At 70.4% G+C, this 22602-nt stretch carries 22 protein-coding genes; 11 read left to right on the forward strand and 11 right to left on the reverse strand.

The features are described 5' to 3' along the window. Positions 1–45 precede the first annotated feature (45 nt). Genes gmhB through LXT13_RS18925 form a run of 3 tightly spaced genes read left to right on the forward strand, consistent with a single transcriptional unit; the run spans position 46 to position 2308 of the window. Complete coding sequence (gene gmhB, locus LXT13_RS18915; RefSeq protein WP_233373508.1) at positions 46–696, forward strand: D-glycero-beta-D-manno-heptose 1,7-bisphosphate 7-phosphatase; 651 nt, start codon at positions 46–48, stop codon at positions 694–696. Beyond that, on the forward strand, positions 696–1493 hold the full coding sequence (locus LXT13_RS18920) for a lysophospholipid acyltransferase family protein (protein WP_233373509.1): 798 nt from the start codon (positions 696–698) through the stop codon (positions 1491–1493). Before gmhB ends, LXT13_RS18920 begins: the two co-directional genes overlap by 1 nt. A 5-nt stretch (positions 1494–1498) precedes the next feature. Next, positions 1499–2308, forward strand: coding sequence for a M48 family metallopeptidase (locus LXT13_RS18925; RefSeq protein ID WP_233373510.1), 810 nt, complete (start codon positions 1499–1501; stop codon positions 2306–2308). 191 nt (positions 2309–2499) lie between these two features. On the opposite strand, the gene LXT13_RS18930 is transcribed toward LXT13_RS18925, so the two are convergent. After that, complete coding sequence (locus LXT13_RS18930; protein ID WP_233373511.1) at positions 2500–3642, reverse strand: MBL fold metallo-hydrolase; 1143 nt, start codon at positions 3640–3642, stop codon at positions 2500–2502. A gap of 69 nt (positions 3643–3711) precedes the next feature. On the opposite strand from LXT13_RS18930, the gene LXT13_RS18935 reads away from it, so the two are divergent. Both LXT13_RS18935 and LXT13_RS18940 read left to right on the forward strand, forming a co-directional pair. Beyond that, complete coding sequence (locus tag LXT13_RS18935; RefSeq protein WP_233373512.1) at positions 3712–4116, forward strand: MerR family transcriptional regulator; 405 nt, start codon at positions 3712–3714, stop codon at positions 4114–4116. Positions 4117–4254: 138 nt separating this feature from the next. Continuing rightward, positions 4255–5031: an energy transducer TonB gene (locus tag LXT13_RS18940; RefSeq protein ID WP_233373513.1), complete on the forward strand. Its 777-nt coding sequence runs from the start codon at positions 4255–4257 to the stop codon at positions 5029–5031. 21 nt (positions 5032–5052) lie between these two features. Here LXT13_RS18940 and LXT13_RS18945 read toward each other — a convergent pair whose 3' ends face one another. Continuing rightward, a complete protein-coding gene (locus tag LXT13_RS18945) occupies positions 5053–5967 on the reverse strand; it encodes a LysR family transcriptional regulator (protein WP_233373514.1) in 915 nt (304 codons plus the stop codon). A 114-nt stretch (positions 5968–6081) separates the two neighbouring features. Here LXT13_RS18945 and LXT13_RS18950 point away from each other — a divergent pair, with 114 nt between their 5' ends. The 3 genes from LXT13_RS18950 (at position 6082) to LXT13_RS18960 (ending at position 8683) form a co-directional block, all read left to right on the forward strand. Further along, positions 6082–6696: an FMN-dependent NADH-azoreductase gene (locus LXT13_RS18950; protein WP_233373515.1), complete on the forward strand. Its 615-nt coding sequence runs from the start codon at positions 6082–6084 to the stop codon at positions 6694–6696. Positions 6697–6883: 187 nt separating this feature from the next. Further along, complete coding sequence (locus tag LXT13_RS18955) at positions 6884–7732, forward strand: pirin family protein (protein WP_233373586.1); 849 nt, start codon at positions 6884–6886, stop codon at positions 7730–7732. A gap of 51 nt (positions 7733–7783) precedes the next feature. Continuing rightward, on the forward strand, positions 7784–8683 hold the full coding sequence (locus LXT13_RS18960; RefSeq protein ID WP_233373516.1) for a LysR family transcriptional regulator: 900 nt from the start codon (positions 7784–7786) through the stop codon (positions 8681–8683). On the opposite strand, the gene LXT13_RS18965 is transcribed toward LXT13_RS18960, so the two are convergent. Further along, on the reverse strand, positions 8680–9594 hold the full coding sequence (locus LXT13_RS18965) for a pyridoxamine 5'-phosphate oxidase family protein (protein ID WP_233373517.1): 915 nt from the start codon (positions 9592–9594) through the stop codon (positions 8680–8682). The genes LXT13_RS18960 and LXT13_RS18965 overlap by 4 nt on opposite strands. A 7-nt stretch (positions 9595–9601) precedes the next feature. Then, complete coding sequence (locus LXT13_RS18970) at positions 9602–10228, reverse strand: glutathione S-transferase family protein (protein WP_233373518.1); 627 nt, start codon at positions 10226–10228, stop codon at positions 9602–9604. A 116-nt stretch (positions 10229–10344) separates the two neighbouring features. Here LXT13_RS18970 and LXT13_RS18975 point away from each other — a divergent pair, with 116 nt between their 5' ends. Continuing rightward, on the forward strand, positions 10345–10950 hold the full coding sequence (locus LXT13_RS18975) for a DUF938 domain-containing protein (RefSeq protein WP_233373519.1): 606 nt from the start codon (positions 10345–10347) through the stop codon (positions 10948–10950). 85 nt (positions 10951–11035) lie between these two features. After that, positions 11036–12946, forward strand: a complete 1911-nt coding sequence (locus LXT13_RS18980; protein WP_233373520.1) for an AsmA family protein — start codon at positions 11036–11038, stop codon at positions 12944–12946. 14 nt (positions 12947–12960) lie between these two features. Here the strand turns inward: LXT13_RS18980 and LXT13_RS18985 are convergent, their stop codons facing one another. After that, a complete protein-coding gene (locus LXT13_RS18985) occupies positions 12961–13425 on the reverse strand; it encodes a hypothetical protein (protein WP_233373521.1) in 465 nt (154 codons plus the stop codon). Positions 13426–13562: 137 nt separating this feature from the next. Between LXT13_RS18985 and LXT13_RS18990 the strand changes: the two genes are divergently transcribed. Beyond that, positions 13563–14792 carry an MFS transporter gene (locus LXT13_RS18990; protein ID WP_233373522.1) on the forward strand — a complete coding sequence of 410 codons (1230 nt, stop codon included), beginning with the start codon at positions 13563–13565 and terminating at the stop codon, positions 14790–14792. 6 nt (positions 14793–14798) lie between these two features. Here the strand turns inward: LXT13_RS18990 and LXT13_RS18995 are convergent, their stop codons facing one another. From LXT13_RS18995 to LXT13_RS19020, 6 genes are all read right to left on the reverse strand, one after another. Further along, complete coding sequence (locus LXT13_RS18995) at positions 14799–15755, reverse strand: LysR substrate-binding domain-containing protein (protein ID WP_233373523.1); 957 nt, start codon at positions 15753–15755, stop codon at positions 14799–14801. Positions 15756–15767: 12 nt separating this feature from the next. Next, complete coding sequence (locus LXT13_RS19000; RefSeq protein ID WP_233373524.1) at positions 15768–16541, reverse strand: SDR family oxidoreductase; 774 nt, start codon at positions 16539–16541, stop codon at positions 15768–15770. 62 nt (positions 16542–16603) lie between these two features. Continuing rightward, positions 16604–17593, reverse strand: coding sequence for an L-arabinose ABC transporter permease AraH (gene araH, locus LXT13_RS19005; protein ID WP_233373525.1), 990 nt, complete (start codon positions 17591–17593; stop codon positions 16604–16606). A gap of 2 nt (positions 17594–17595) precedes the next feature. Continuing rightward, positions 17596–19110 (reverse strand): L-arabinose ABC transporter ATP-binding protein AraG, encoded by a 1515-nt coding sequence (araG, locus tag LXT13_RS19010; RefSeq protein ID WP_233373526.1) that lies wholly within the window; start codon positions 19108–19110, stop codon positions 17596–17598. 1 nt (position 19111) lies between these two features. Beyond that, positions 19112–20098, reverse strand: a complete 987-nt coding sequence (locus LXT13_RS19015; protein WP_233373587.1) for an arabinose ABC transporter substrate-binding protein — start codon at positions 20096–20098, stop codon at positions 19112–19114. Positions 20099–20189: 91 nt separating this feature from the next. After that, entirely contained in the window at positions 20190–22580 is a 2391-nt protein-coding gene (locus tag LXT13_RS19020) for a beta-galactosidase (protein ID WP_233373527.1), read from the reverse strand. Positions 22581–22602: the final 22 nt, after the last annotated feature.

Here is a 22602-nt window from a genome sequence, read left to right on the forward strand (position 1 = left end):
CACAGCGGCCCCTTCGTGGCCGGTAGCCGCTGAGGGCCGCTGATCATGCCGCGCGCCACCGACCACGCCCACGGCATGAAGCTGGTCATCCTCGGCCGCGATGGCACGCTCAACCGCTACCGCGACGACCACGTCAAGGCGCCGGAGGAACTGGACCCGCTGCCCGGCGCGATGGAGGCTGTCGCGCGGCTGAACCACGCCGGCTGGCACACGGTGCTGGCCACCAACCAGGCCGGCATCGGCCGCGGCCTGCTGGACATGGCGTCGTTGAACGCCGTGCACATCCGGCTGAACCAACTGCTGGCCGAGAAGGGCGGGCGGCTGGACGCGGCCTTTTTCTGTCCGCACACGCCTGAGGAAGGCTGCGACTGCCGCAAGCCGCTGCCGGGGCTGATCCAGCAGATCGGCGAGCGCTTCGACGTGGAGCTGGCCGACGTTCACATGGTCGGCGCATCGCTGACCGACCTGCTGACGGCTCAGAACGCCGGCTGCGTGCCCCACCTCGTGCTGACCGGCCCCTTCGGCCACCTCGGCACGGAGGAACTGGCCAACCTGCTCGCGCAGGTGCCGAAGGCCCGCGTGCACGACGACCTGGCCGCCTTTGCCGAGGCGCTCATCCAGGACGAGCGCCGCCGCGTGGCCGAACAGCGCGGCCAGGCCCTCGCCCCCGACACCCAGGCCGGAGACCTTCTCTGATGTCCATGCTGCTGAGCGCCATCCGCTCGCTGATCTTCGTCCTCGTGCTCGTCGTCACGGTCATCCCGTGGGCGCTTGCCGTGCTGCTTCTGTCGCTGTTCCGCCGCGGCGACCCGGTCTACTGGGCCTGCGCCGGCTGGCTCAAGGTCGCCATCTGGAGCGCCCGCTACATCTGTGGCGTGCGCTGGCGCATCCACGGCATGGAAAACCTGCCGACCGCGGCCGACCGGCGCGCTGGCGTCGTGCTGCTGTCCAAGCACCAGAGCACCTGGGAGACCTTCGCCTACCCGGCACTGCTGAGCCACCCGCTGGCCTATGTGTTCAAGCGCGAGCTGCTCTATGTGCCGTTCTTCGGCTGGGCCATGGCGCGCATGGACATGATCCACATCGACCGCGGCCGCCGCACCGAGGCCTGGAACAAGGTGCTGACACAGGGCAAGCGCCTGGGCGCGCAGGGCAATTGGGTCATCATGTTCCCCGAGGGCACTCGCATCGCACGCGGCGAAGTTGGCGACTACAAGACCGGCGGCACGCGGCTGGCCATCGAGGCCGGCCTTCCGGTCGTGCCAATCGCCGCGACGTCCGCACGCTGCTGGCCGCGCAAGAGCTTCCTGCTGCGGCCGGGCATCGTGGACATCTCCATCGGCAAGCCGATGCGTCCCGAGGGCCGCGAGCCGCAGGAAATGATGCGCGAGGTCAAGGACTGGATCGAATCCGAAATGCGCCGCCTCGACGCGGAGGCCTACGCCGACCCTCCGCCCGCCGGCCTCGCCGGCACCGCCGCCAACCCGCACTGACGCCCATGCCCGCCAAGCGCCCGGCCCCGCTCCTGCAGGACAGTCAGCTGTCGCTGTTCGACGTGGCGCCGGAGGTCACGCCGGCCGAGCCCGGCGCAGCGCGCTCCACGCGCGAACTGTGGCTGGGGCCGCACAGAATCGGCTACGAATTGAAGCGCGCCCGGCGCCGGTCCATCGGCTTCGTCGTCGGGCCGCAGGGCCTGCGCGTCAGCGCGCCGCGCTGGGTGCCCATCGGCGAGATCGAACGCGCGCTGCATCACAAGGGCGAGTGGATCCTGCGCAAGCTCGTCGAGCAGCGCGAGCGCCAGCAGCGCGTGCAGGCGGCGCGTATCGACTGGATCGACGGCGGCACGCTGCCCTACCTGGGCGAACCGCTGATGCTGGCGTTGACGCCAGCCGAGCGCGAGGTCGTATGGGACGCCGCGGCACGCCAGTTGCGACTGCCCTTGCCCGTCGGCGCATCTGCGGAGCAGATCCGCGATCTGACACAGGCCTGGCTGCAGGCGCGAGCACGGGAGGACTTCCTGCCGCGCTGCCGGCACTTTGCCGACAAGCTCGGCGTGGCGATGAAGTCGCTGCGGCTGTCGTCCGCGCAGACGCGCTGGGGCAGCGCCAGCGCCGACGGCTCCATCCGGTTGAACTGGCGGCTCATCCACTTCGCGCCGGCCATCATCGACTACGTGGTCGCCCATGAACTGGCCCATCTGCGCGAGATGAACCACAGCCCAGCGTTCTGGGACACGGTGCGCTCGGTGCTGCCCGACTTCGAGCGCTCCCGCGAGGCTCTGCGCGACGAATCCATCATCGTGCAGTGAACAGCGCCGCAAGGTGCAATGGTTTGCAGTGAATATTCCCTGATCCAGGTCATGGCTGCGTCTTCACATTCGGCAACACTGCATGACGACGCTGTCATCACGGGTATCGCAAGCCGGCGCAGGCTGGCCGAGAACACCAACGAGGTATCCCGCAGGAAGCCGCCACCGAAAACGGTGGCGGCTTTTCCTTTTCAGCGTGCCGAGAAGCGGTAGATACCGTCCGCGTCGAGCTGCCGTTGCAGCCGGCCGCCCAGCCACAGTGTGTTCAGGTGCGCAATCGCCTCCCCCATGGCGAACGTCGTCTGGTGCAGGTCCAGCTTGCGCTTGAACAGCACCGGCAGCAGGCCCGCCGCATGGCTGGGCGCGGCGGCGCAGGCCGCCATCACGTCGGCCAGCCGCTCGCCGTGGTGCTCGATCAGCTGATCGATGCGCCCGTGCAGCCCGCGGAAGGGCTTGCCATGCGAGGGCAGCACCAGCGTGTCGTCCGGCAGGCTCCGCAGCCGCTCCAGCGACGCGAGGTAGAGCCGCAGCGGGTCGGCCTCGGGCTCCACGTCGACGACGGACACATTCGTCGAGATGCGTGGGAGCACCATGTCGCCCGAGATCAGCAGCCGGGCGTCGTCACAGAACAGGCTGATGTGTTCCGGCGAATGTCCGTGGCCGGCGAAGCAGCGCCACGTGCGGCCACCGATGTCCAGCTCGATGCCCTCCATCAGCCGCCGGTAGCTCGCCGGCACGGCGGGCACCATGGTCGGGTAGTAGTCGGCCCGTGCGCGGATCTTGTCGAGGGCCTCCGGGTCGGTCAGGCCATGGCTGCCGAAGAACGCCGCCGCGGCCATGCCACCCATGCCGATGGTCGATCCGCTCGCCAGCCGGGCCAGGTGGTAATCCGTCGCGCTCATCCACAGCCGGCACTCCGGGTTGGCCGCCGCGCTTGCGGCGTTGCCGCTGCGCGCCCCCCCGAGAGGAGCGCCTGCCGGCGGCCCAGCGGCGCGCCCGCTCCACCGCTCGGTCAACCAGTGCGCCAGGCCCAGGTGGTCCGGGTGGAAATGCGTCGCGATGATGCGCAGCACAGGCAGGCCGTCCAGCCGTTCGGCGAACACGCGTTCCCAGGCGGCGCGCGTGTCGTCGCTGGCGATGCCACAGTCGACGATCGTCCAGCCATCACGACCATCGAGCCGGTCGCGCAGCAGCCACAGATTGATGTGGTCCAGTGCGAACGGCAGGCCCATGCGGACCCAGCGCACGCCGGGCGCGACGTCCAGCGCGTCGCCAGAGGCGGGCAGCGTGTCGCCCAGGGGGTAGTGGAGTTCGGATTCGCGGGCGTTGGCCATGGGCGGGACGGGACGGTGGCTGAGGGCGCCAGGCCAGTAGACTGACGTTCACGTCAATCGAGTGTAGCCATGCCCCCTCGCAAGTCTGTCTCGCCCGCGGCCGAACCGACCTACACCATCACCGAGCTCGCCACCGAGTTCGACATCACACCCCGCGCCATCCGCTTCTACGAGGAAGCCGGCCTGTTGGAACCGGGCCGCAAGGGCCGCAACCGCGTCTACAGCCCGAGGGACCGCACGCGGCTGAAGCTGACGTTGCGCGGCAAGCGCCTCGGCCTGGCGTTGCAGGAGATCAAGCAGCTCGTCGACATGTACGACAGCCAGGCCAGTGCCGCGCCGCAGCTGCGCGCCTTCCTAGCCATCCTCGCTCAGCACCGCCAGCAGCTAGAGCAGCAGCGGGACGACATCGAGGTCACGTTGGCCGAGATCCGGCAGCACGAGAAGCGCTGTCGCGCCTTGTTACCAACTGATTGACGGTTTCGTTGCGTAGCGTACGAAATTGCACGCTTCGCCGCCCCTGTAACTCCACCGTCACTCGTGCTCTTCACTAGAGTCGCCGCTTCGTGACCAACCCGTTTTCCCTGTGATCCCGGTTTCCTCTCTGGAGTAGTCATGACCCCCCGACCGCGTGCAGTACTCGTCCCTCATCTCACTGTCCTCGCCACGGCGCTGCTGCTGATCAGCTCGCAGGCCGGCGCACAGACCGAGGCCCCGAAGGCCAGTTCCGGCCTCGACCGCGCGCAGAAGCAGGCAGACGCCGTCTTCCAGTGGATCAAGATCAACGCGGAGAAGGCGGCCGCCCGCCCGACCCCGGCGGCGGCACCCGCGCCAGCGCCGGCACCGGCCCCCCGAAAGCCCGCACCCGTTGCCGCGGCCCCCAAGCCCGCGGCTGCTCCGACACCTGTCGTCGCCGCTGAACCGGCGCCGGCGCCCGTGACCGCCAGCGCTGCGCCCGCGCCGGCTCCCGCGTTGGCCCCCGCACCGGCGCCGACGACCGCCGCCGCGACACCCGAGCCACAGGCTGCGCCAGTGCTGATGGCCGCCGCCGCGCCCACGCCCAGCCCCGCCGCACCGATGGCCGCCGCCGCCCAGGCTGCCGAGCCGCCGGCCCAGCAGGAAGAAGAGGCCGAGGTGCCGCTGCAGTTGCTGAACCGGGTCAATCCGACGATCCCGCGTCAGCTGCTGGGCCAGACCTTTCGCAATGCCTTCGCCCGCGTGAAGTTCACCGTGTCGCCCGACGGCTCGGTCAGCAAGGTCGAGTCCATCAAGGCCACCAACGGCCGGCTCGCCACCGCCGCCATCGAAGCCGTCAAGCAGTGGCGCTTCGCCCCGATCCCGGAGGCGCGCGAGGCCGGCATCGAGTTCGCGTTCAGCAACGTCGACGAGTGACGGCGCCGAGCGGCGGGCCGCTCAGGCCGGCGCCTCCGGACAGGCGTTGAGCAGCGCCGAGATCGCCTCCAGGAAGACGCGCGTCTTCAGCGGCATCAGCCGCCGTTCCGGGAAGACCGCCCAGCAGCTGAAGCCCGGCAGCCGCCAGTCCGGCAGCACGCGCTCCAGCCGCTCCAGCCCCACGGCATGGCGCACCAGCAGCCGGTCGATTCCGGCGATGCCCACGCCCCTCAGCGCCAGCCCTGCGAGCAGGCTGGGCGAGTTGGCCAGCGTGCGCTGCGCCGGCCGCGCCACATAGGGCGCCGCGCCCTCCCGCTCGAGCCGCCACGGCACGGGCTCGCCCTGCCGCCCCAGCAGCATCAGCCCGTGCATGCCGTCGAGCGCCTGCGGCAGCAGCGCCTCGCCGGCGCGTGCCAGGTACTCCGGTGACGCGTAGAGCCCCCAGTGAGACTCGGTGAGCTTGCGGGCGCTGAGCTGACTGTCTTCGTCCAGCATGCCCATACGGATGGCCAGATCGAAGCCCTCGCCAATGAGGTCCACTCGCCGCGGCGTCAGGTCCAGTTCCAGCTGCACGTCCGGATACGCCCGCGCGAACTCGGCCAGCATGCCGGCCACCACCTGCTCGGCGAAGTCCGACGGCATGCTCACGCGCAGCCGGCCGCTGGGCTTCTGCTGCCGGTGCAACGCCAGCGCCAGCGCCCCGTCCACCTCCGACGCGACGACGCGAGCATGCTCCAGCACGCCGGTGCCGAAGTCGGTCAGCGTCAGCTTGCGGGTACTGCGCTGCAGCAGCTTCTCGCCAAGCCGGGCCTCCAGCGCCGCGATGCGCCGCGACACCGTGCTTTTGGGCCAGTGCACCCGCTCGGCGGCGCGGCTGAAACTGCCCGCCTCGATGACGCGGGCAAAGAGCAGCAGGTCGTCGGCGTCTGATTCCATTCCGGCCTCGATTGATCCATGGGTGGAACGATCTTATGCAGTTCAGCGGCTTCTCGATCGATGCGCGCAACCTCACAGTTCAGCCATCGCAACCGCATTCCCTTCGGAGCCCGTATGAACATCCTGCAAATCAACTCCAGCGCCCGCCGCCTGCAAGACGACCAAGGCTCGGTCTCGACCCGCCTGGCCAACGAACTGACCGCCGGCCTGCGCGCAGCCAACCCCAGCGCCAGCCTCACGGTGCGCGACTTCGCCGTCAGCCCCCTGCCCGTGCTGGACGAAGCCGCCCTCGGCGCGCTGTTCACGCCCGCCGAAGCCCGCACGGCCGAGCAGGCCGCCCGCGTCGCGCTGAACGATCAGGTGATCGCCGAGCTGCTGGCCGCCGACGTCGTCGTCATCGGCGCGCCGATGATCAACTTCAACATCAGCGCCCAGCTGAAGAACTGGATCGACGCCGTCGCCCGCGCCGGCGTGACCTTCCAGTACGGCCCGACGGGCCCGGTCGGCCTCGTGACCGGCAAGAAGGTCTACGTCGTCACCAGCCGTGGCGGCATCCACCGGGGCCAGGCCTCGGACCAAGTCGTGCCCTATCTGCGCACCGTGCTGGCCTTCCTCGGCATGACGGACGTGGAGTTCATCTACGCCGAAGGCCTGAACATGGGCCCGGAAGCTGCGGACCGTGGCCTGAGCGAGGCCCGCGCGCAGATCTCCGAGCTGCTCGCCGCCTGAGCAAGGGCCTCTCGACCAGGACTGCCCTGCTGAACGCGGGGGTCCCGGCCGATCCCCCGCGGGGACGGCGATGCCGGCCGGCTGGACCGGCAAGCACATCGCCTGACGCGGGCCGGCTGCTCGGGATCGGCCCGGCGCCCGGCCCGCACACACAGAAAGGATCACCGTGAACACCGCCGCCACTTCCATGCTGAACCAGCCCCGCGAGGTCGAGCGCCTGGTCGCTGGTCAGCCGACCAGCGACGGTGCCGGCGTCAAGCTCAACCGCGTGCTGACGCACGACCTGCAGCGCCGGCTGGACCCTTTCCTGATGCTGGACCACTTCGGCACAGACAACCCCGACGACTACATCGCCGGCTTCCCGGACCACCCGCACCGCGGCTTCGAGACCGTCACCTACATGCTGGCCGGCCGCATGCGCCACCGTGACTCGGCGGGGCACGAGGGCCTGGTCAGCGACGGTGGCGTGCAATGGATGACCGCCGGCCGCGGCGTCATCCACAGCGAGACGCCCGAGCAGAACGAAGGCCGCATGGCCGGCTTCCAGCTCTGGCTGAATCTGCCCAGCCGGGACAAGATGCGCGAGCCCTGGTACCGCGACGTCGCCAGCGCCGAGGTGCCCGAGTACAAGCGCGACGGCGTGACCGTGCGGGTCATCGCCGGGGCCAGCCATGGCGTGGCCGGCGCGGTGCAGCGCGACGCGACGCAACCGCTGTACCTGGACGTGCACCTGCCCCCCGGCGCCCGCTTCGAGCAGCCGCTGCCGGCCGGTTTCAACGCCTTCGTCTACGTGTACGAAGGGGCGCTGAAGTACGACAGCGGCTGCCTGCAGCAGAGCGGTCGCATGGCCATCCTGGCCAACACGGCGAGCAGCGACGGCGTGCGGCTGCAGGCGGGCGACGCTCCGGCACGGGCGCTGCTCATCGCCGGCAAGCCGCTGGGCGAACCCATCGCTCAGTACGGCCCGTTCGTCATGAACACCGAGGCCGAACTGGTGCAGGCGGTGCGCGACTTCCAGGCAGGCCGTCTGGCCTGACGCACTGACGCCTCTCGGCCCGAATACCATGCCTCATCGGGAGGCACTGGGATGGATCGCTTGCAGGCGATGGAGGTGTTTGTCGCCGTGGTGGACCACGGCGGCTTCGCCGCGGCAGCGCGCCGGCTGGACCTGTCGGCGCCCGTCGTCACACGCGCCGTGGCCGAGCTGGAAGCGCGGCTGGGCGTGCAACTGCTGACGCGCACGACGCGCCAGGTGCGCGTGACCGAAGCGGGCGCCCGCTACGCGGAGGACTGCCGGCGCATCTTGGCCGACGTGGGCGATTCCGAGGCAGCCACCAGCGGCAGCCGCGAGCAGATCCAGGGCAGGCTGGGCGTGACGGCCCCGGTGCTGTTCGGACACCTGCACGTCGCCCCCATCGTGGCCGACTTCCTGCGGCGCTATCCGGAAGTCGACGCCCACTGCGTGTTCGCGGACCGCATCGTCAACCTCGTCGACGAGGGGCTGGACGTGGCGGTACGCATCGGCGAACTGCCGGACTCCGCGCTGAAGGCCGTTTCGGTCGGGCGCGTGCGCCGCCTGCTGGTGGCCACGCCGGCCTACCTCGCCGAGCACGGCCTGCCCCGGCGGCCCGAGGACCTGGCCGACCATGCGCTGATCCATCCGACGCAGGTCACACCCTATCCGGAATGGCGCTTTGCCGACCGCGGCCGGCCACTCGTGCAACGCATACGGCCCCGGGTGAGGACGACGACGAATGACGCCGCGCGCTCGTTTGCACTGGCGGACCTGGGGATCGCACGGTTGCTGAGCTACCAGGTGGCCGACGCACTGGCCAGCGGCGCATTGCTGCCGCTGCTGGAATCCTTCGAAACACCGCCCCTACCGGTCCATGTCGTCCATCACGAGGCCCGGCACATGACGCGCAAGGTTCGCGCCTTCGTCGACCTCGCCGTGGACTCGCTGAGAGGACACGCAGCGCTGCGTTAGGGCCGGTTCTGCGGCGCCCAGTCGCGAAACCGCCAGCGCAGCGGCAGCGCCTCGCGCAGCCACCACCCCTCGTCGAGCTGGAAGCGCCACGCGCGCTCTGCATGGGGGAGCGCGGCAAGCTCGGGGCCGTCCCAGACGATCGCGGCACGGCCCGTCAGCGTCAGCAGGTCGCCGCGCTCGAAGTCGATGAACAGCAGTCCCGCGCGACCGTCCACCTGCAGGTTGCCCAACGTCATGAACATGCGGTTGCCCGAATAGTCCGGCACCAGCAGCTCGTGGGCACCGAGGCGGCGCACAAACCCGGCCGGCCCGCCACGATGCGAGACATCGGCGCCGGCGCCTGCCGCGTGCGTGGCGACGAACAGCGTGTCGGCCGCGTCCACCAGCGCGGCGGCCTCACCCACCAGTTGCTGCACCGGCTCGACAGCTCGCGGCCGTGTGTCGAGCGCATCCCGTGCCCAGCCGAAGTCGCGGCCCTGGATGTACTGCGGACAGTTGCCCACAGACTGCCGCACATGCAACCGCAGGCCTTCGGGGCCGGCAGCCAGCAACTCGCCGTTGACGCGGTTGCGCCGCCGCGTGTGCAGCTCGATGCCGAGCAGGCCCAGCGGCGCATCCACGGTCATGCCGGCCGCGGCCGGGTCGCCGGGAATGGGCATCGCCGCAATGTCGAGATGCCGGGCATCCGGCGCGCTGACGAAGCCGGGCCAGCCCACCAGCATCGTGGCCCAGGGGCGGCCGGTGGGATCAACGGCGCCGGCCAGCAGCATCGGCAACTGCTCGTAGAAGCGCCGGTGCTGCTCGGGCAGGTGATCGCGCACGACATGCGCGCCGATCTCGGCCATGCGCTCGGCAACGCCGAGCTGCGCCTGCACGGCGATCTCGCCGTCGTGGAAGGGGGTCGCAGCCATGGCCGACTCAACCAGCGCTGCGCAGGCCGACTGGCGTGACCTGGAACGGCACGAAGCCCGGCAACGCCTCGATGCGCATCAGCCAATCCCGCAGCGCTGGGTATGGCAACAAATCCACGTTGCCCTCTGGCGCGCTGGCGATGTAGCTGTAGCCCGCCACATCGGCCAACGTCGCCGTATCGCCGACCAGGAAGGGCCGACGCGAAAGCTCGCCTTCCATCACCTTGAACAGGGCATGGGCGCGGGCCACGACGTCATCGACGTCGAAGCGCGCGCCAAACACCGTGACCAGGCGGGCTGCGGCCGGGCCAAAGGCGATCAATCCGGATGCGACCGACAGCCAGGCCTGCACCGCGGCGCGACCCGCCGTGTCGCCGGGCAGCCAGCGGCCGGCCGGGTCGTACTTGCCAGCCAGGTAGACGAGAATGGCCGTGCTGTCCCAGACGAAGTGACCGTCGTCCTCCAGCAGCGGCAGCTGGCCGAACGGGTGGCGTACGAGGAACTCGGGCGTCTTGTGGGCACGGGCGGCCAGGTCCACGTCGATCAGTTCATGCGGCACGTCCATCAGCGACAGCGCGAGTTCGGCGCGATGGGCATGGCCGGACAGCGCGTGGCGGTAAAGCTTGAGGGTCACGGGGTCTCCTTGAAGTCGGAACCCAATGTGCCGGGACTGAGCGCGAAGAAAAACGCCGTGCGCCGCAAGTCATTGTTTCCACGGGCAGCGGAAGTGGCGCTGCACAATCCGCCGCCATGCCTGACGACCGCCGCCACAGTCCCGCCGCCGAACGCAATGGCCCGCACATCCTGACGGCCCTGCAGCGCCTGCTGCCGCCGACGGGCGTGCTGCTGGAGATCGCCAGCGGCAGCGGCCAGCATGCGGCCTTCTGCAGCGCCGGGTTGCCGGGCTGGCAGTGGCAGCCCAGCGATGTCGACGCCGACGCCCTGCCCTCCATCGTCGCCTGGTGCGACGGTCTGCCCAACGTTCGACCACCATTGCACCTGAACGTGCTGGACGATGCCTGGCCCGGCGTGCCGGCGCAAGTCGACGCGATCTATTGCGCCAACATGATCCACGCCTCGCCGTGGCCAACGACGGCCGGGCTCATGCAAGGCGCCGCCCGCCATCTCGCCCCCGACGGCCTGCTGCTCACCTACGGCGCCTACCTCGTCGATGGCGAGCCGGTCGCCGCCAGCAACCTCGCCTTCGACGCCGACCTGCGCACCCGCCATCCCGCCTGGGGCCTGCGCCGCCTGGCGGCCGTGGTCGAACAGGCCGAGGCCGCCGGGCTGAAGCTGCGCGAGCGCGTGGCAATGCCGGCCAACAACCAGCTGCTGGTCTGGGCCCGCCCGCGCTGATCGCGTCGGCCGCCCGGTCACGTCCTACAGCCACCGCAGCCACCGTCCCACGCGGGCGGCATGGGCCGCTGCCGAGCATCGCGGAATGAAGAAGAAGACCGGCCCCGTCATCGCCGTCGCGCTCACCGTGGCGGCCGCGGCCACGCTCGTTGCACTGGATCAGGCCGGCTGGCCCGGCCTCGCGCCACGGCTGGCCCAACGCGCCGGCTACGGCCTGCAGGTGGACCCGGCGACACGCCTTCACCTGATCTGGAGCCCCCGGCTCGAGGCGCCGCAGCTGCGTGTCGTCGGCACGAACGGGGACGTACTGGGCGATGCCCGCGACGTGCTCGTGGCCTGGCAGTGGCGGGATGTCTGGAATTGGCGCCACGGCGCGCCGCTGCGGCTGCGCGCCGTGCAGGCGCAGCAGCTCCAGCTCGGCTGGACACGCGATGCCCAGGGTCGCACGCCATGGCCGCTGAACCCCGGCGCCGGCGATGCCGGCGCGCAGCCCACGCCGATGCCGCAGATCGACCGACTCGTCATCCACAACGGCAGCGCGCATGTCGACGACGCCCCGCTGCAGCTGCTGGCCGACGCCCGCTTCTCGACCGAGGCCGATGGCCACTGGCAGGCCGACGTGAAGGGCCGGCTGCGCCAGCAGCAGCTCCAGCTGCAGGCACAGGCCAGTGCCGGCCTCGCACTGCTGTCGTCGGCGGACAGCGACGCGCCGCCGGTGCAGCTGCGGGTAGCCATGAGCCAGGGCCCGCAGCGGCTGACCTTCACCGGCACGGCTGCCTCATTGCTCGATGCGCGCGCGCTGGACGGGCAGCTGCAGGTGCGCGGCAGCTCGCTGGCCGCCGTGGGTCGGCCGTTCGGCGTGACGCTGCCCAACACGCCGGACTTCGACCTCGCCGGCCGGCTGCAGCATGCCTCCGGCGTCTGGCAGCTGGACGGCGTGAAGGCGCGCATCGGCGGCAGCCGGCTGGGCGGCGACTTCGCGTTCGACACCCGTGGACCGCGGCCCCAACTCAGCGGCCTGCTGCGCGGCGGGCCGCTGCGCCTGGCCGACCTGGGTCCGGCCGTCGGCACTGACACGCCGCCCAGCCGCAGCGGCCGGGTGCTACCCGACCGGCCGCTGGACCTGCCCTCGCTGCAGGCGATGGACGCCCGCGTGGCCGTGGCGCTGAACGAGCTGGACCTCGGCACCGCAAAGCTGGAGCCCTTTGCGCCGGTCAACGTCAGCGTCATCCTGGAGGACGGCGTGCTGAAGCTGCAGCACCTGAACGCGGGCGTGGCCGGCGGCGAGATCACCGGCGCCGCCACGCTTGACACGCGCCCGTCGCCGCCGCTTTGGCAGGCCAGCCTCGACGCGCAGGGCCTGGCCATCGAGCGCTGGCTGCACCCGACCGTCAAGCCGCTGACCGACAACCCCATCACCGGCAAGCTGAAGGCGCAGCTGGACGTGCAAGGCCATGGCCGCAGCACGGCCGAGCTGTTGGGCAGCATGAGCGGGCCGGTGCAGCTGCGGCTGGAGAACGGCAGTGTGTCCCACCTGCTGACCGAGGCGATGGGGCTGGACGTGGCGCAGGGCCTGGGCATGCTGATCAAGGGCGACGACCACCTCGCGCTGAACTGCGCGCGCGTGGACGGCCGCTTCCAGGACGGCGTGCTGCGCCCCCGCACGGCGCTCATCGACAACCGCGACAGCCGCATCGACCTCGACGGCCGCGTGAGCCTCAAGGACGAGCGCCTGGACCTACGACTCGTCGCCAAGCCCAAGGACTTCTCGCCGCTGACGCTGCGTGCGCCGGTGCGGCTGCAGGGCACGCTGGCCGATCCTCGCGTGGCGTTGGAGGGCAGGAAGCTGGGCGGACGGGCACTGGCCGCGGTGGCGCTGGGTGCGCTGGCCACGCCCGCGGCGCTGCTGGCATTTGTGGACCCTGGCGAGGACCTGCCGCCGGTGGACTGCAGCCTGAGCCCCCGGGCGGCCGCGCCGGCCGCCGGCAAGCGCTGATCAGCGTCCCTGAATCAGCGGCCTTTGTGCGGTTGGTCGTGCATGGCGTCCAGGAACTCCGTGAGCGTCTCGTGGCAGGGCCCTTGAGGGCACAGGAACAATCCTTCGGCCTCAGCGGGCACGTCGCTCGGGAAGCCCAGCGCACTCACCGAGTTCACCGCATCGCCGCAAAGCGCCACGGTGCGGCCGCAGCGCCAGGCCATCTTCAGCAGCGCCTGCAGGCGCGCACAGCCGGTAGGCGCGGCCCAGACATCGGAGTTCAGCACGACCAGACCATCGGCCCAGTCCGCCGCGGGCGGCGGCTCGCCGAAATCGTCGTCCAGCCGCCAGTCCATGCGGCTGATGTCATCGCTGACGAGCGCCGACAGGTCGTGTTCGTGACGGGTCAGCGCTTCGGCCGTGCCGACGACGCAGATCAGCAGCCCTGCCGCTGCGCTGGAGTCGACGGCCGGCCGCGGCGGGCAATCGGTGGCAGACATGGGAATCTCCGCGGGAAGCGATGGCTCCACTGTGGGCGCGGCAGCGGCCCGACCCTGTGAGCCCCTAACCTGGCATTTCGTAGGACGACGCCGGCTGCTGCCATGTTTTGCCGCGGGTCTCGACGACACTCGCGGCCATGCCCGACGCCGCACCGACGCCACCCGCCTTCACGCCTTATCAACGTTTTGCGACCGCGCTGCTGACGCTGCTGCAGTTCGCCGTCATCCTGGACTTCATGATCATGTCGCCACTGGGCGCGCTGATCATGCCGTCCATGGGCATGACGGCCGAGCAGTTCGGCCTGGTCGTCTCGGCCTATGCCTTCAGCGCCGGCGCTTCCGGCCTCCTGACGGCCGGCTTCGCCGACCGCTTCGACCGCAAGAAGCTGCTGCTGTTCTTCTACGGCGGCTTCCTGCTCGGCACGCTGTGGTGCGGCCTGGCGGGCAGCTTCGAATCGCTGCTGGCGGCGCGCATCGTGACGGGCCTGTTCGGCGGCGTCATCGGCTCCATCGTCATGGCCATCGCAGCTGACCTGTTCGAGCCGGCGCTGCGCGGCCGCGTCATGGGGCTTCTGCAGGGTGGCTTCGCGGCCAGCCAGGTGCTGGGCCTGCCGTTCGGCCTGTTTCTCGCCACGCGGTGGGACTGGCATGCGCCTTTCCTGGCGCTGGTCATCTTCGGCGTCGTGGGCGGCGCGCTGATCGCCTGGCGTATGCAGCCGGTCACGGCTCACCTGGCGCGCCAGACGGACCGCAGCGCCTTCGCCCACCTGCTGCACACCGTGGCCGTGCCGCGCCACGGCCTGGCCTTCCTGACGACGGCGCTGCTGACCACCGGCGGCTTCATGCTGATGCCGTTCGCCAGCGCCTTCTCGGTCAACAACGTCGGCATCGACCTGCAGCACCTGCCGGTCGTCTACCTCGTCACCGGCATCAGCACGATGTTCGTCGCGCCGCTGCTGGGTCGGTTGACCGACCGCTTCGGCCCGCTGCCGGTCTTCTATGCCGGCGCGGCGATCACCATCGTCATGGTGTCGATCTACACGCGGCTCGGCCCTTCGTCGCTGCTGACGCTGGTCGTCATCAACGTCGTCATGTTCGCCGGCATCTTCGCGCGCATGGTGCCGTGGCAGACGGTGGTGGCCAGCATCCCGCCGCCCGAGCAGCGCGGTGCGTTCACCGCGATCAATTCAGCGCTGCAGCAGGTGGCGGGTGGCCTGGCCGCACTGGTGGCTGGCCACATCGTGCATGTCGGCGCGGACGGCAAGCTGGCGCACTTCCCGTGGCTGGGCAACGTGCTGATCGGCACGACACTGGCCGTCTGCGTGCTGATCTGGCGCATCAGCAAGGACACGGCCCAGGCCGCCTGAGCGGCGTCAGGCCGCTCCTCTGCCGGCCCGGCGGCCCGCCTCCTCGCGCAGACAGGCAAGCATCAGCTCGGCGCCGGGTGAGAGCTGGTGGCCGCGGCGCGTGACGATTCCGTAAGCGTCCATGCGCAGGCCCAGGTCAATGTCCAGCACCTTCAGGATGCCGGCGTCCAGGTCGGGCTTGACGAGTTCCTGCGGCAGCGCGACGACCATGTCGGACTGCCGCAGCAGGCTGGTCACCGCCGGCAGGGCCATCGTCTCGACGGCTTGCTGGGGCTGCTCCAGCCCAGCCGTCAGGAATAGCGCCGTCAGCCGATCGCGCAAGATGCTGCCACCGGGAGGCAGGATCCAGCTCTGGCCGGCCAGCTCCTGCAGCGTCAGCCCGCTGCGGCCGGCCAGCGGGTGGCCCGCCCGCACGATGAGGCTGTGCGGCTCGTCGGTCAGCGGCTCGAAGCTCAGCTGAGTGGCGGCTTCGCTGTCCAGCACGCGGCCGACAACGATGTCCAGCGCGCCGTTGCGCAGCTGCTCGATCAACGGTTTGCTCGTGTCCACCGTGATGGCGACGTTGACCCGCGGCTGGCGGGCCTTCAGCGTGACGACGGCGGCCGGCAGCAGCGTCGTGGACGGCGTCAGCACGGCGCCGACCGCCACGCGGCCCGACAGTCCGGACAGCAGCTCCATGACCTCCTGATGGCCGGCGTCCAGTTCGGCGAGGGCCGCCCCGGCGCGCCGGATCATGACCTCGCCGTACCAGGTTGGCGCCACGCCGCGCGGCAGCCGGTCGAAGAGCTTCACGCCCAGCGCATGCTCCAGGTCGGCCAGCAGCTTGGACGCCGCCGGTTGCGTCAGGTGCGCCGCCTGCGCCGCATGCAGGATCGAACCGTGCCGCCCGAGCTCCACCAGCAGCACAAGCTGCCGGGTCTTCAGGTGGGAGCGGACGAAACGGTCCGAGCGCGGGTCGGTCATGGGGTCAGAAAGCTACTCGTGATACAGCTGCGACCGGCCGCCATCGATGAGGATGTCCGTGGCATTGATGAAGCGCGCCTCGTCGCTGGCAAGGAACAGCGCGGTGTAGGCCACCTCGATGGGCTCGCCGATGCGCTTGCAGGGCAGCAAGTCGATCTGCTGCTGGCGTTGCTCAGGCGTCAGCGTGGCCAGCCAGTCGACGATGCGCTCGGACAGGATCAAGCCCGGTGAAATCGAATTGACCCGCACGTTCTGCGCGGCGTACTGGATGGCCAGCGCCTTGCTCATGCCGATCAGCGCGTGCTTCGCGACCGGGTAGGGGAACGTGCCCGGGATGATGCGGTGGCCGTGCACCGACGCGATGTTGACGATGCTGCCGCCACCCGCCGCCATCATGCCGGGCAGCACCGCGCGGCTGCAGTGCAGCGCGCCTTCGAGGTCCACCGCGAAGCAGCGCTGCCACTGGTCCATCGTCATCGCCAGCGGTTCGGCGAAGACGTTCATACCGGCGTTGTTGACGAGCACGTCGATGGTGCCGAATCTCTCCGTACCGGCCGCCACCATCGCGCGCACCGCTGCCTCATCGGCGATGTCGGCGGCGATGAACATCGCGCGTTCGGACCCCAGCTCCTCGACGAGTGCACGACCATCGGCATCGGCGCCCAGGCCGTTCAGCAAGACGCGGGCGCCCTCCTCCGCGAACAGCCGTGCGATCGCCTTGCCGATGCCCAGCGTTGAGCCGGTGACGAGGGCGACCTTGCCTTCAAGGCGGGGGGCGGACGGCATGGCGGGGCGCGAGGTGGAGCGGACGGGCGGGGCGGGCGAGACGGGCATCGTAAGGGCGCCGCTCAGTGGCGGCGCTCGCCGCGCGTCTTCAGCTGGTCCAGCAGCACGGCGGCCAGCAGAATGAGGCCGCGCACGAGGTACTGGTAGAACGCGTCGACGTTGAGCAGGTTCATGACGTTCTCGACGGTACCCATGATGAGCACGCCGATGACAACACCGAAGATGCGCGCCTTGCCGCCCTGCAGCGACACGCCGCCCAGCACGCAGGCGGAGATGACGTCCAGCTCGAAGCCGGTGGCCGCGTTGGGCTGGCCGCTGGTGATGCGGGCCGACAGGATGAGACCGGCCAGCGCCGTGACGACGCCCTGCAGCAGGAAGATCCACACGCGCAGCCGCTCCACGCGCACGCCGGCCAGCCGCGCGGCCTCCGGATTGCCGCCGATGGCCAACGTGTTGCGGCCGAAGACAGTGTGGTTCAGCAGCACGCCGAAGACGACGAAGCAGATCGCCGTCGTCCAGATCGGCAGCGGCAGGCCCAGCACCGGCGTGTCGCCGAAGCTGATGAAGCCCTCGTCGGCGATACCCACCGCCTGGCCCTGGGACGCGATGAACGCCAGGCCGCGCACCATCAGCATCGTCGCCAGCGTGGCGATCAGCGCGTTGACGCGCAGGTAGGCGATCAGCACGCCATTGCCCGCGCCGATCAAGGCGCCGGCCAGCAGCCCGCTGCCGATGGCGGCCGCCACGCTGCCGGTGCGCTCCAGCACCATGGCGCCCAGCACGCCGGCGAAGGCGATCGTCGAGCCGACGGAGAGGTCGAAGTCGCGCGAGGCCAAGCACAGCATCATCGTGCAGGCCACCATGCCGATCTGCGCGACGGACAGCAGCAGGCCGACGATGTTGGCGCCGGAGAAGAAGTTCTCGACGGTGAAGGCCAGCACGACGAACAACACCGCATAGCCCAGTGTCATGCTGTGCTCCTTGAGCAAGGCACGGGCGGGAGACGGGGCGGCAGCGCGCGAGGCGGCTTGGGGAGCGGTGGTGGTGTTCATGTTCAATGCAGGGCGGGCGCCCCAGTGGTGGCGTCGGGCAGGGCCAGTGCGAGCGCGGCGGTCTCGCTGGCCTGTTCACGCGGGAGCTCGCCGCTGATGCGGCCGTCACGCATGACGATGAGGCGGTCGGCGATGCCCAGCACCTCGGGCAGCTCGCTGGAGATGACGATGACGCAGCAGCCTGACGCCGCCACGTCGTGGATGATCCGGTAGATCTCGTTCTTGGCGCCCACGTCGATGCCTCGGGTGGGCTCGTCGAGGATGAGCACCTTCAGGCCCGGCTCGGCCAGCCAGCGGGCCAGGATGACCTTCTGCTGGTTGCCGCCGGACAGCAGGCGGATCTCCTGCTCGCGGTGCGGCGTCTTGATGCGCAGCTTGGCGATGAATTCGTCGGCCCGGTGCGCTTCCTGACGGTGACGCAGGAACACGCCCGCGGCCAGGCCATGGCGGCGGCAGCTGATGTTGATGTTTTCGGCCACCGACGCATGGGCCAGGATGCCCTGCTCCTTTCGGTCTTCCGGGCACAGCACGATGCCCGCGGCGATCGCATCGGCCGGCGTGCTGGCCAGCACGGGCTGGCCGTCCAGCAGCACGTCGCCGCCGCGCCGGGCGTCGGCGCCGTAGAGCAGCCGCATCAGCTCGCTGCGCCCGGCGCCCACCAGCCCGAAGAAGCCCAGCACCTCGCCGCCGCGCACCGAGAAGCTCAGCGGCTCAGGCAGGCGACCACTGTGCAGACCGCGGGCCTCCAGCCGCACGGGGCCCTGGGGCCGTCCGCGGTAGTCGTAGATGTCCTGCAGCTCGCGGCCCACCATGTCGGCGATCAGCCGCTCGCGCGGCACATCGGCCATCACGTCATGCGTCACGATGCGGCGACCGTCGCGAAAGATCGTGCAGGCATCGCACAGCTCGTACAGTTCCTCCAGCCGGTGCGAGATGTAGATCAGCGTGCGACCCTCGGCGCGCAGGCGCTTGACGAGCTTGAACAAGATCTCGGTCTCGCGGTGCGACAGGCTGCTGGTGGGCTCGTCGAAGGCGATGACCTTGGCGTCCTGCATGACGGCCTTGCAGATCTCCACCATCTGGCGCTGCGCGATGGACAGGTCCGACAGCCGAGCTGCCGGGTCCAGCTCCACGCCGATGTTGGCCAGTTGCTCGGCCACCTTGCGGCGCGCGGCCTGGTGGTCGACAAAACCCAGGCGCGTCGGCAGCCGGCCCAGCAGCACGTTCTCGGCCACCGTCAGCTCGGCCACGTACTGCAGCTCCTGGTGGATGATGGCCACGCCGGCGGCGATGGCGTCCCCCGCGGACGCGAAGTGCCGCTCCTGGCCGTCGATGAGCAGCCGGCCGCCATCGGGCCGGTACTGGCCGCCGAGGATCTTCAGCAGCGTGCTCTTGCCCGCGCCGTTCTCGCCCAGCAGGCCCATGACCTGCCCGGGCCGCGCATCGAAGCTGACCCCGCTCAGCGCCTTCACGCCGGGGAAGGTCTTGGTGATGTTGTCGAACTGCAGTGCGGCCATGTCAGAGGCCCATCTGGCGGCGCAGCTGGACCTGGTTCTGGCGCGTCATCAGCACGCCGCTGGTCAGCGTCAGCGGGGCCGGCGCCTTGCCAGCCGTGGCCCAGTCGTACACCGCCAGCGCGGTCTCGTAGCCGTGGCGCTTGGGGCTGATGAGCACGGTGCCGAACAGCGCCGTGGGCATGGGCTTGGTGAACTCGTTCATGGCCGTCTGGCTGCCGCCGATGCCGATGGCCAGCATCGCGTCATGCTTGATGCCACGCCCCTCGGCGGCGCGCACCGCGCCCAGCGCTGCCTCGTCGTTGAGGCCGAAGGCGACCCAGCGCTTGAACTTCGCGTTCTTCGTGAAAGCGATGTTGGCCGCGTTGAAGGCGCTCTCGGTGTCGGTCTTGGCCTGCGGTGCGTCGACGACGTTGGCCACTGGCACGCCGCCGGCCTTCAACGCGTCCACCGCGCCGCCCGTGCGGTCGCGGGCCGTGGGCAGCTGGTCGAAGGCGACGCGCAGCACGCCGACCTCCTCTGGCTTCCAACCGCGCACCTTCATCTCGGCCAGTAGCGCCTGGCCGACCTGCTTGCCGATCTCGTAGCCGGAAATGCCCATGTGCGGGATGTCGGCGATGGGCTTACCGGCACCGTCGACGAGCTGGTCGTCGACGGACATGACCTTCAGGCTGTGCCGCTTGGCCGCACGGTTGATGGCCACGCCCAGCTTCACGTCCGGCGCGCAGATGACGAAGCCCACGGCCTTCTGCGCGGCCAGGTTGTCGATGGCGGCCATCGTCTTTTCGCCGTTGGGGATGCCGATCTTCACGAGCGTGAAGCCCTTCTCCTTGGCGGCCTGCTCGGCAAAGCGCCATTCATCCTGGAACCAAGGCTCCTCTGCCTGCTTGACCAGGAAGCCGATCTTGACCGGCTCGGCCGCCTGCAGGGCCAGCGGCGTGGCGGCAAGCACGGCAAGCAGGCTGCGCGACAGGACGGCGCGTCGTTGCATCTTCATGAGGGGTCTCCATCCTCGAAAGGGTTGTCGTTGAAGGCCGGTGACCGCGACGGGTGCCGGCCCGAAGGGCAGCCGGCCATGGCGGTCATGGCGTGATGGCGGCGTGGCGGATCGGCAGCAGCCGCGCACTGCGCAGCTGGGCCACCTGCGTCTGGCCGTCCGGAAAGTCGGGGCGGTGGGCCGCGTCGATGTAGATCGGCGCGTCGCTGCGCAACGGCAGCACGCTGAGCTGCAGCTCGGCGCCGGGCTTCAGGCCGAACTGGCGCAGGCCGATCTGCCAGGGCTGGCCGTTGTAGTACCAGTCGTCCAGCATCCTCGTGCCGGCGAAGACGCGGCCGATGTCGCCGACGAAGTCCACCTCCAGCAGCAGGTCCTCGGCGTCGGCCGGCAGTGGGGCAGGCAGCTTCAACGACCAGGTCGCGGCGTTGGCGAACGCCTCGGGAACGGGTTGAAGCGCTGCGTTGGCGTGCCCGCCCTTGAGGACGCGCGGCGCCGGGCCGGCGGGCCGGGTGGCGGTGACCTGCAGCGCCGGCTCGCTCGCGCCGGCCTTGAACGCGAGGCGCTGCAGCGCGCCATCCTGCTGCACGACGAGACCGGGCGCGCGCGGCCTGGACAGCGGCGGGAACACCGCTGCGCGCAGCGGCTGCGTGGCCGGGCCGCGCAGCTGCAGCCGGCCCTCGGCCACCCAGGCCTGCTGCGGGCTGAAGACGAGCCGGCGCTGGCCGGCCAGCTCCAGCACATTGAGCTGCTCCAGCTCCTCGGCCGACAGCAGCAGCACATGGACCGGCCGCCCCCTGGACTGGCCGATGGCCAGCATCTGCGCACCGGCGTCGGACAGCGTCTTGACGCCGTCGGCCAGCGCAAACTCGGCCGCCACGCCCGGCGTGGGCGCGAAGACGTGGATGATGCCGAGCGCGCCGGCGTCCAGCCGAGTGACCGGCTGCGCCGTCGCGTAGCGCAGCATCACGCCGTCGAGGTCCAGGTTCAGCGGCCAGATGAAATAGGCGCCGCTCGGGATGTCGACCGGATGGCTGGGCAGCGTGACCGTGCCGCCCGGCAACTGCACCTCGAACCGCACGCCCTCGTGCGCCGGCAGCGGGTGCTGGCGCACATGGTTGTTGAAGAACAGGAAGCCGCTGTCGCCGCGGCTGCGCACGGCCCAGCGCGGCGTCTGCAGGTCGGCCGGGCCGGCGGGCGTGCGCTCGGGCCGGCGCACCGCCATCGGCGCCAGCCGCTCGCCATGCTCGCGCAGCAAGTAGTGGATGGGCCGCAGCTTCGTCAGCACCGGGCGCTGCTGCCCGTCCGGGCCCAGCGGCGCCTGGAAGTCGTAGCTGATGCGCGGCGTGTCGTTGTAGCCGCCGCTGAGCGTGCTTTCCTCCAGGCCTGCGCCGCTCGCGCCAACCGGGTTGCGGCCGCCGTGGAACATGTAGTAGCCCAGCAGGTTGACGCCCGAGCCCAGCTGCACCGGCAGCATGGCGGCGATGTCATCAGGCGAGACCAGCGTGCGGCGGCGATACATGGCCGGCAGGCCGGCGCCGTACTCGGCACCGAGGAAGGGCACGTGGTCCTTGTCGGTCTCGGCCGTGCCGGCGCCGCGCGACTTCGTCTGCGCGCCAAGGTCGCCGCTGACGCGGGTGTCGAAGCGGAAGGCATGCGTCTCCTTCGGCGGCAACTCGGACATGCTGGCTGCCCAGGGCTCGTCGGCATAGCCGCCGAACACAGGCAGCACCTCGCCGGACGGATAGACCGTGCCATCCCAGCCGGTGACGGTGTAGAACGGCACATCCAGCCCCGCCTTCAGGGCCAGCGCCTTCAGCGTGCGGATGTGCTCCTCGCCGCGGCCCGGCCCCCGCAGGTTGTATTCGTTCTCGATCTGCACGCCGACGACCGGCCCGCCGTCCTTCCACAACAGGCCCTTGAGCTGCGCGCCGATCTCGGCATAGAGCTTGTCCACCTGGGCCAGGTAGACCGGGTCGTTGCGGCGCGTAGGCATCGCGTCGACGACCCAGTCCGGGATGCCGCCGTAGCGCGCCTCGCCATGCGCCCACGGACCCAGCCGCATGACGACCTTCAGACCCGCCGCCTGGGCCAGCTGCACAAAGCGGCGCAGGTCGCGGTTGCCGTGCCAGTTGAACGCCCCGGGCTGCTCCTGGTGGTGGTTCCAGAACACGTAGCTCGCGACGATGTCGACGCCCGCCGCCTTCATCAGCCGCAACTGCGCCTCCCACTGCGAGGCCGGCGCGCGGCTGAAGTGGTATTCGCCCATGACCGGCAGCCAGGGGCGGCCGTCCTGCATGAGGTACTGGTTGTTGGCCGCCAGCACATGGCCCTGCGGCGACCGCGAGGCGCCCAGCTGCAGCTGGCCGGAGTGCGGCTCCGGCACGGCCGCGCGCGCGTCAACGCGCAGCAGCGTCTCGGCACCGGCGCCCGCGGCAGCCAGCACCAGCGCAGCGCTCAGCCAGAGCTTGCGGTTCATCGGGTCTGGGGCTTGTTCGTTG

Origin of the sequence: Pelomonas cellulosilytica (assembly GCF_021353265.1) — a bacterium.
Taxonomy (GTDB): Bacteria; Pseudomonadota; Gammaproteobacteria; order Burkholderiales; family Burkholderiaceae_C; genus Pelomonas; species Pelomonas cellulosilytica.

What these genes read in the sequence shown, in the direction of transcription:
- gmhB (WP_233373508.1), top strand. Translation starts at nt 46, where the DNA reads ATGCCGCGCGCCACCGACCACGCCCACGGCATGAAGCTGGTCATCCTC.
- LXT13_RS18920 (WP_233373509.1), top strand. Translation starts at nt 696, where the DNA reads ATGTCCATGCTGCTGAGCGCCATCCGCTCGCTGATCTTCGTCCTCGTG.
- LXT13_RS18925 (WP_233373510.1), top strand. Translation starts at nt 1,499, where the DNA reads ATGCCCGCCAAGCGCCCGGCCCCGCTCCTGCAGGACAGTCAGCTGTCG.
- LXT13_RS18930 (WP_233373511.1), bottom strand. Translation starts at nt 3,642, where the DNA reads ATGGCCAACGCCCGCGAATCCGAACTCCACTACCCCCTGGGCGACACG.
- LXT13_RS18935 (WP_233373512.1), top strand. Translation starts at nt 3,712, where the DNA reads ATGCCCCCTCGCAAGTCTGTCTCGCCCGCGGCCGAACCGACCTACACC.
- LXT13_RS18940 (WP_233373513.1), top strand. Translation starts at nt 4,255, where the DNA reads ATGACCCCCCGACCGCGTGCAGTACTCGTCCCTCATCTCACTGTCCTC.
- LXT13_RS18945 (WP_233373514.1), bottom strand. Translation starts at nt 5,967, where the DNA reads ATGGAATCAGACGCCGACGACCTGCTGCTCTTTGCCCGCGTCATCGAG.
- LXT13_RS18950 (WP_233373515.1), top strand. Translation starts at nt 6,082, where the DNA reads ATGAACATCCTGCAAATCAACTCCAGCGCCCGCCGCCTGCAAGACGAC.
- LXT13_RS18955 (WP_233373586.1), top strand. Translation starts at nt 6,884, where the DNA reads ATGCTGAACCAGCCCCGCGAGGTCGAGCGCCTGGTCGCTGGTCAGCCG.
- LXT13_RS18960 (WP_233373516.1), top strand. Translation starts at nt 7,784, where the DNA reads ATGGATCGCTTGCAGGCGATGGAGGTGTTTGTCGCCGTGGTGGACCAC.
- LXT13_RS18965 (WP_233373517.1), bottom strand. Translation starts at nt 9,594, where the DNA reads ATGGCTGCGACCCCCTTCCACGACGGCGAGATCGCCGTGCAGGCGCAG.
- LXT13_RS18975 (WP_233373519.1), top strand. Translation starts at nt 10,345, where the DNA reads ATGCCTGACGACCGCCGCCACAGTCCCGCCGCCGAACGCAATGGCCCG.
- LXT13_RS18980 (WP_233373520.1), top strand. Translation starts at nt 11,036, where the DNA reads ATGAAGAAGAAGACCGGCCCCGTCATCGCCGTCGCGCTCACCGTGGCG.
- LXT13_RS18985 (WP_233373521.1), bottom strand. Translation starts at nt 13,425, where the DNA reads ATGTCTGCCACCGATTGCCCGCCGCGGCCGGCCGTCGACTCCAGCGCA.
- LXT13_RS18990 (WP_233373522.1), top strand. Translation starts at nt 13,563, where the DNA reads ATGCCCGACGCCGCACCGACGCCACCCGCCTTCACGCCTTATCAACGT.
- LXT13_RS18995 (WP_233373523.1), bottom strand. Translation starts at nt 15,755, where the DNA reads ATGACCGACCCGCGCTCGGACCGTTTCGTCCGCTCCCACCTGAAGACC.
- LXT13_RS19000 (WP_233373524.1), bottom strand. Translation starts at nt 16,541, where the DNA reads ATGCCGTCCGCCCCCCGCCTTGAAGGCAAGGTCGCCCTCGTCACCGGC.
- araH (WP_233373525.1), bottom strand. Translation starts at nt 17,593, where the DNA reads ATGAACACCACCACCGCTCCCCAAGCCGCCTCGCGCGCTGCCGCCCCG.
- araG (WP_233373526.1), bottom strand. Translation starts at nt 19,110, where the DNA reads ATGGCCGCACTGCAGTTCGACAACATCACCAAGACCTTCCCCGGCGTG.
- LXT13_RS19015 (WP_233373587.1), bottom strand. Translation starts at nt 20,098, where the DNA reads ATGCAACGACGCGCCGTCCTGTCGCGCAGCCTGCTTGCCGTGCTTGCC.
- LXT13_RS19020 (WP_233373527.1), bottom strand. Translation starts at nt 22,580, where the DNA reads ATGAACCGCAAGCTCTGGCTGAGCGCTGCGCTGGTGCTGGCTGCCGCG.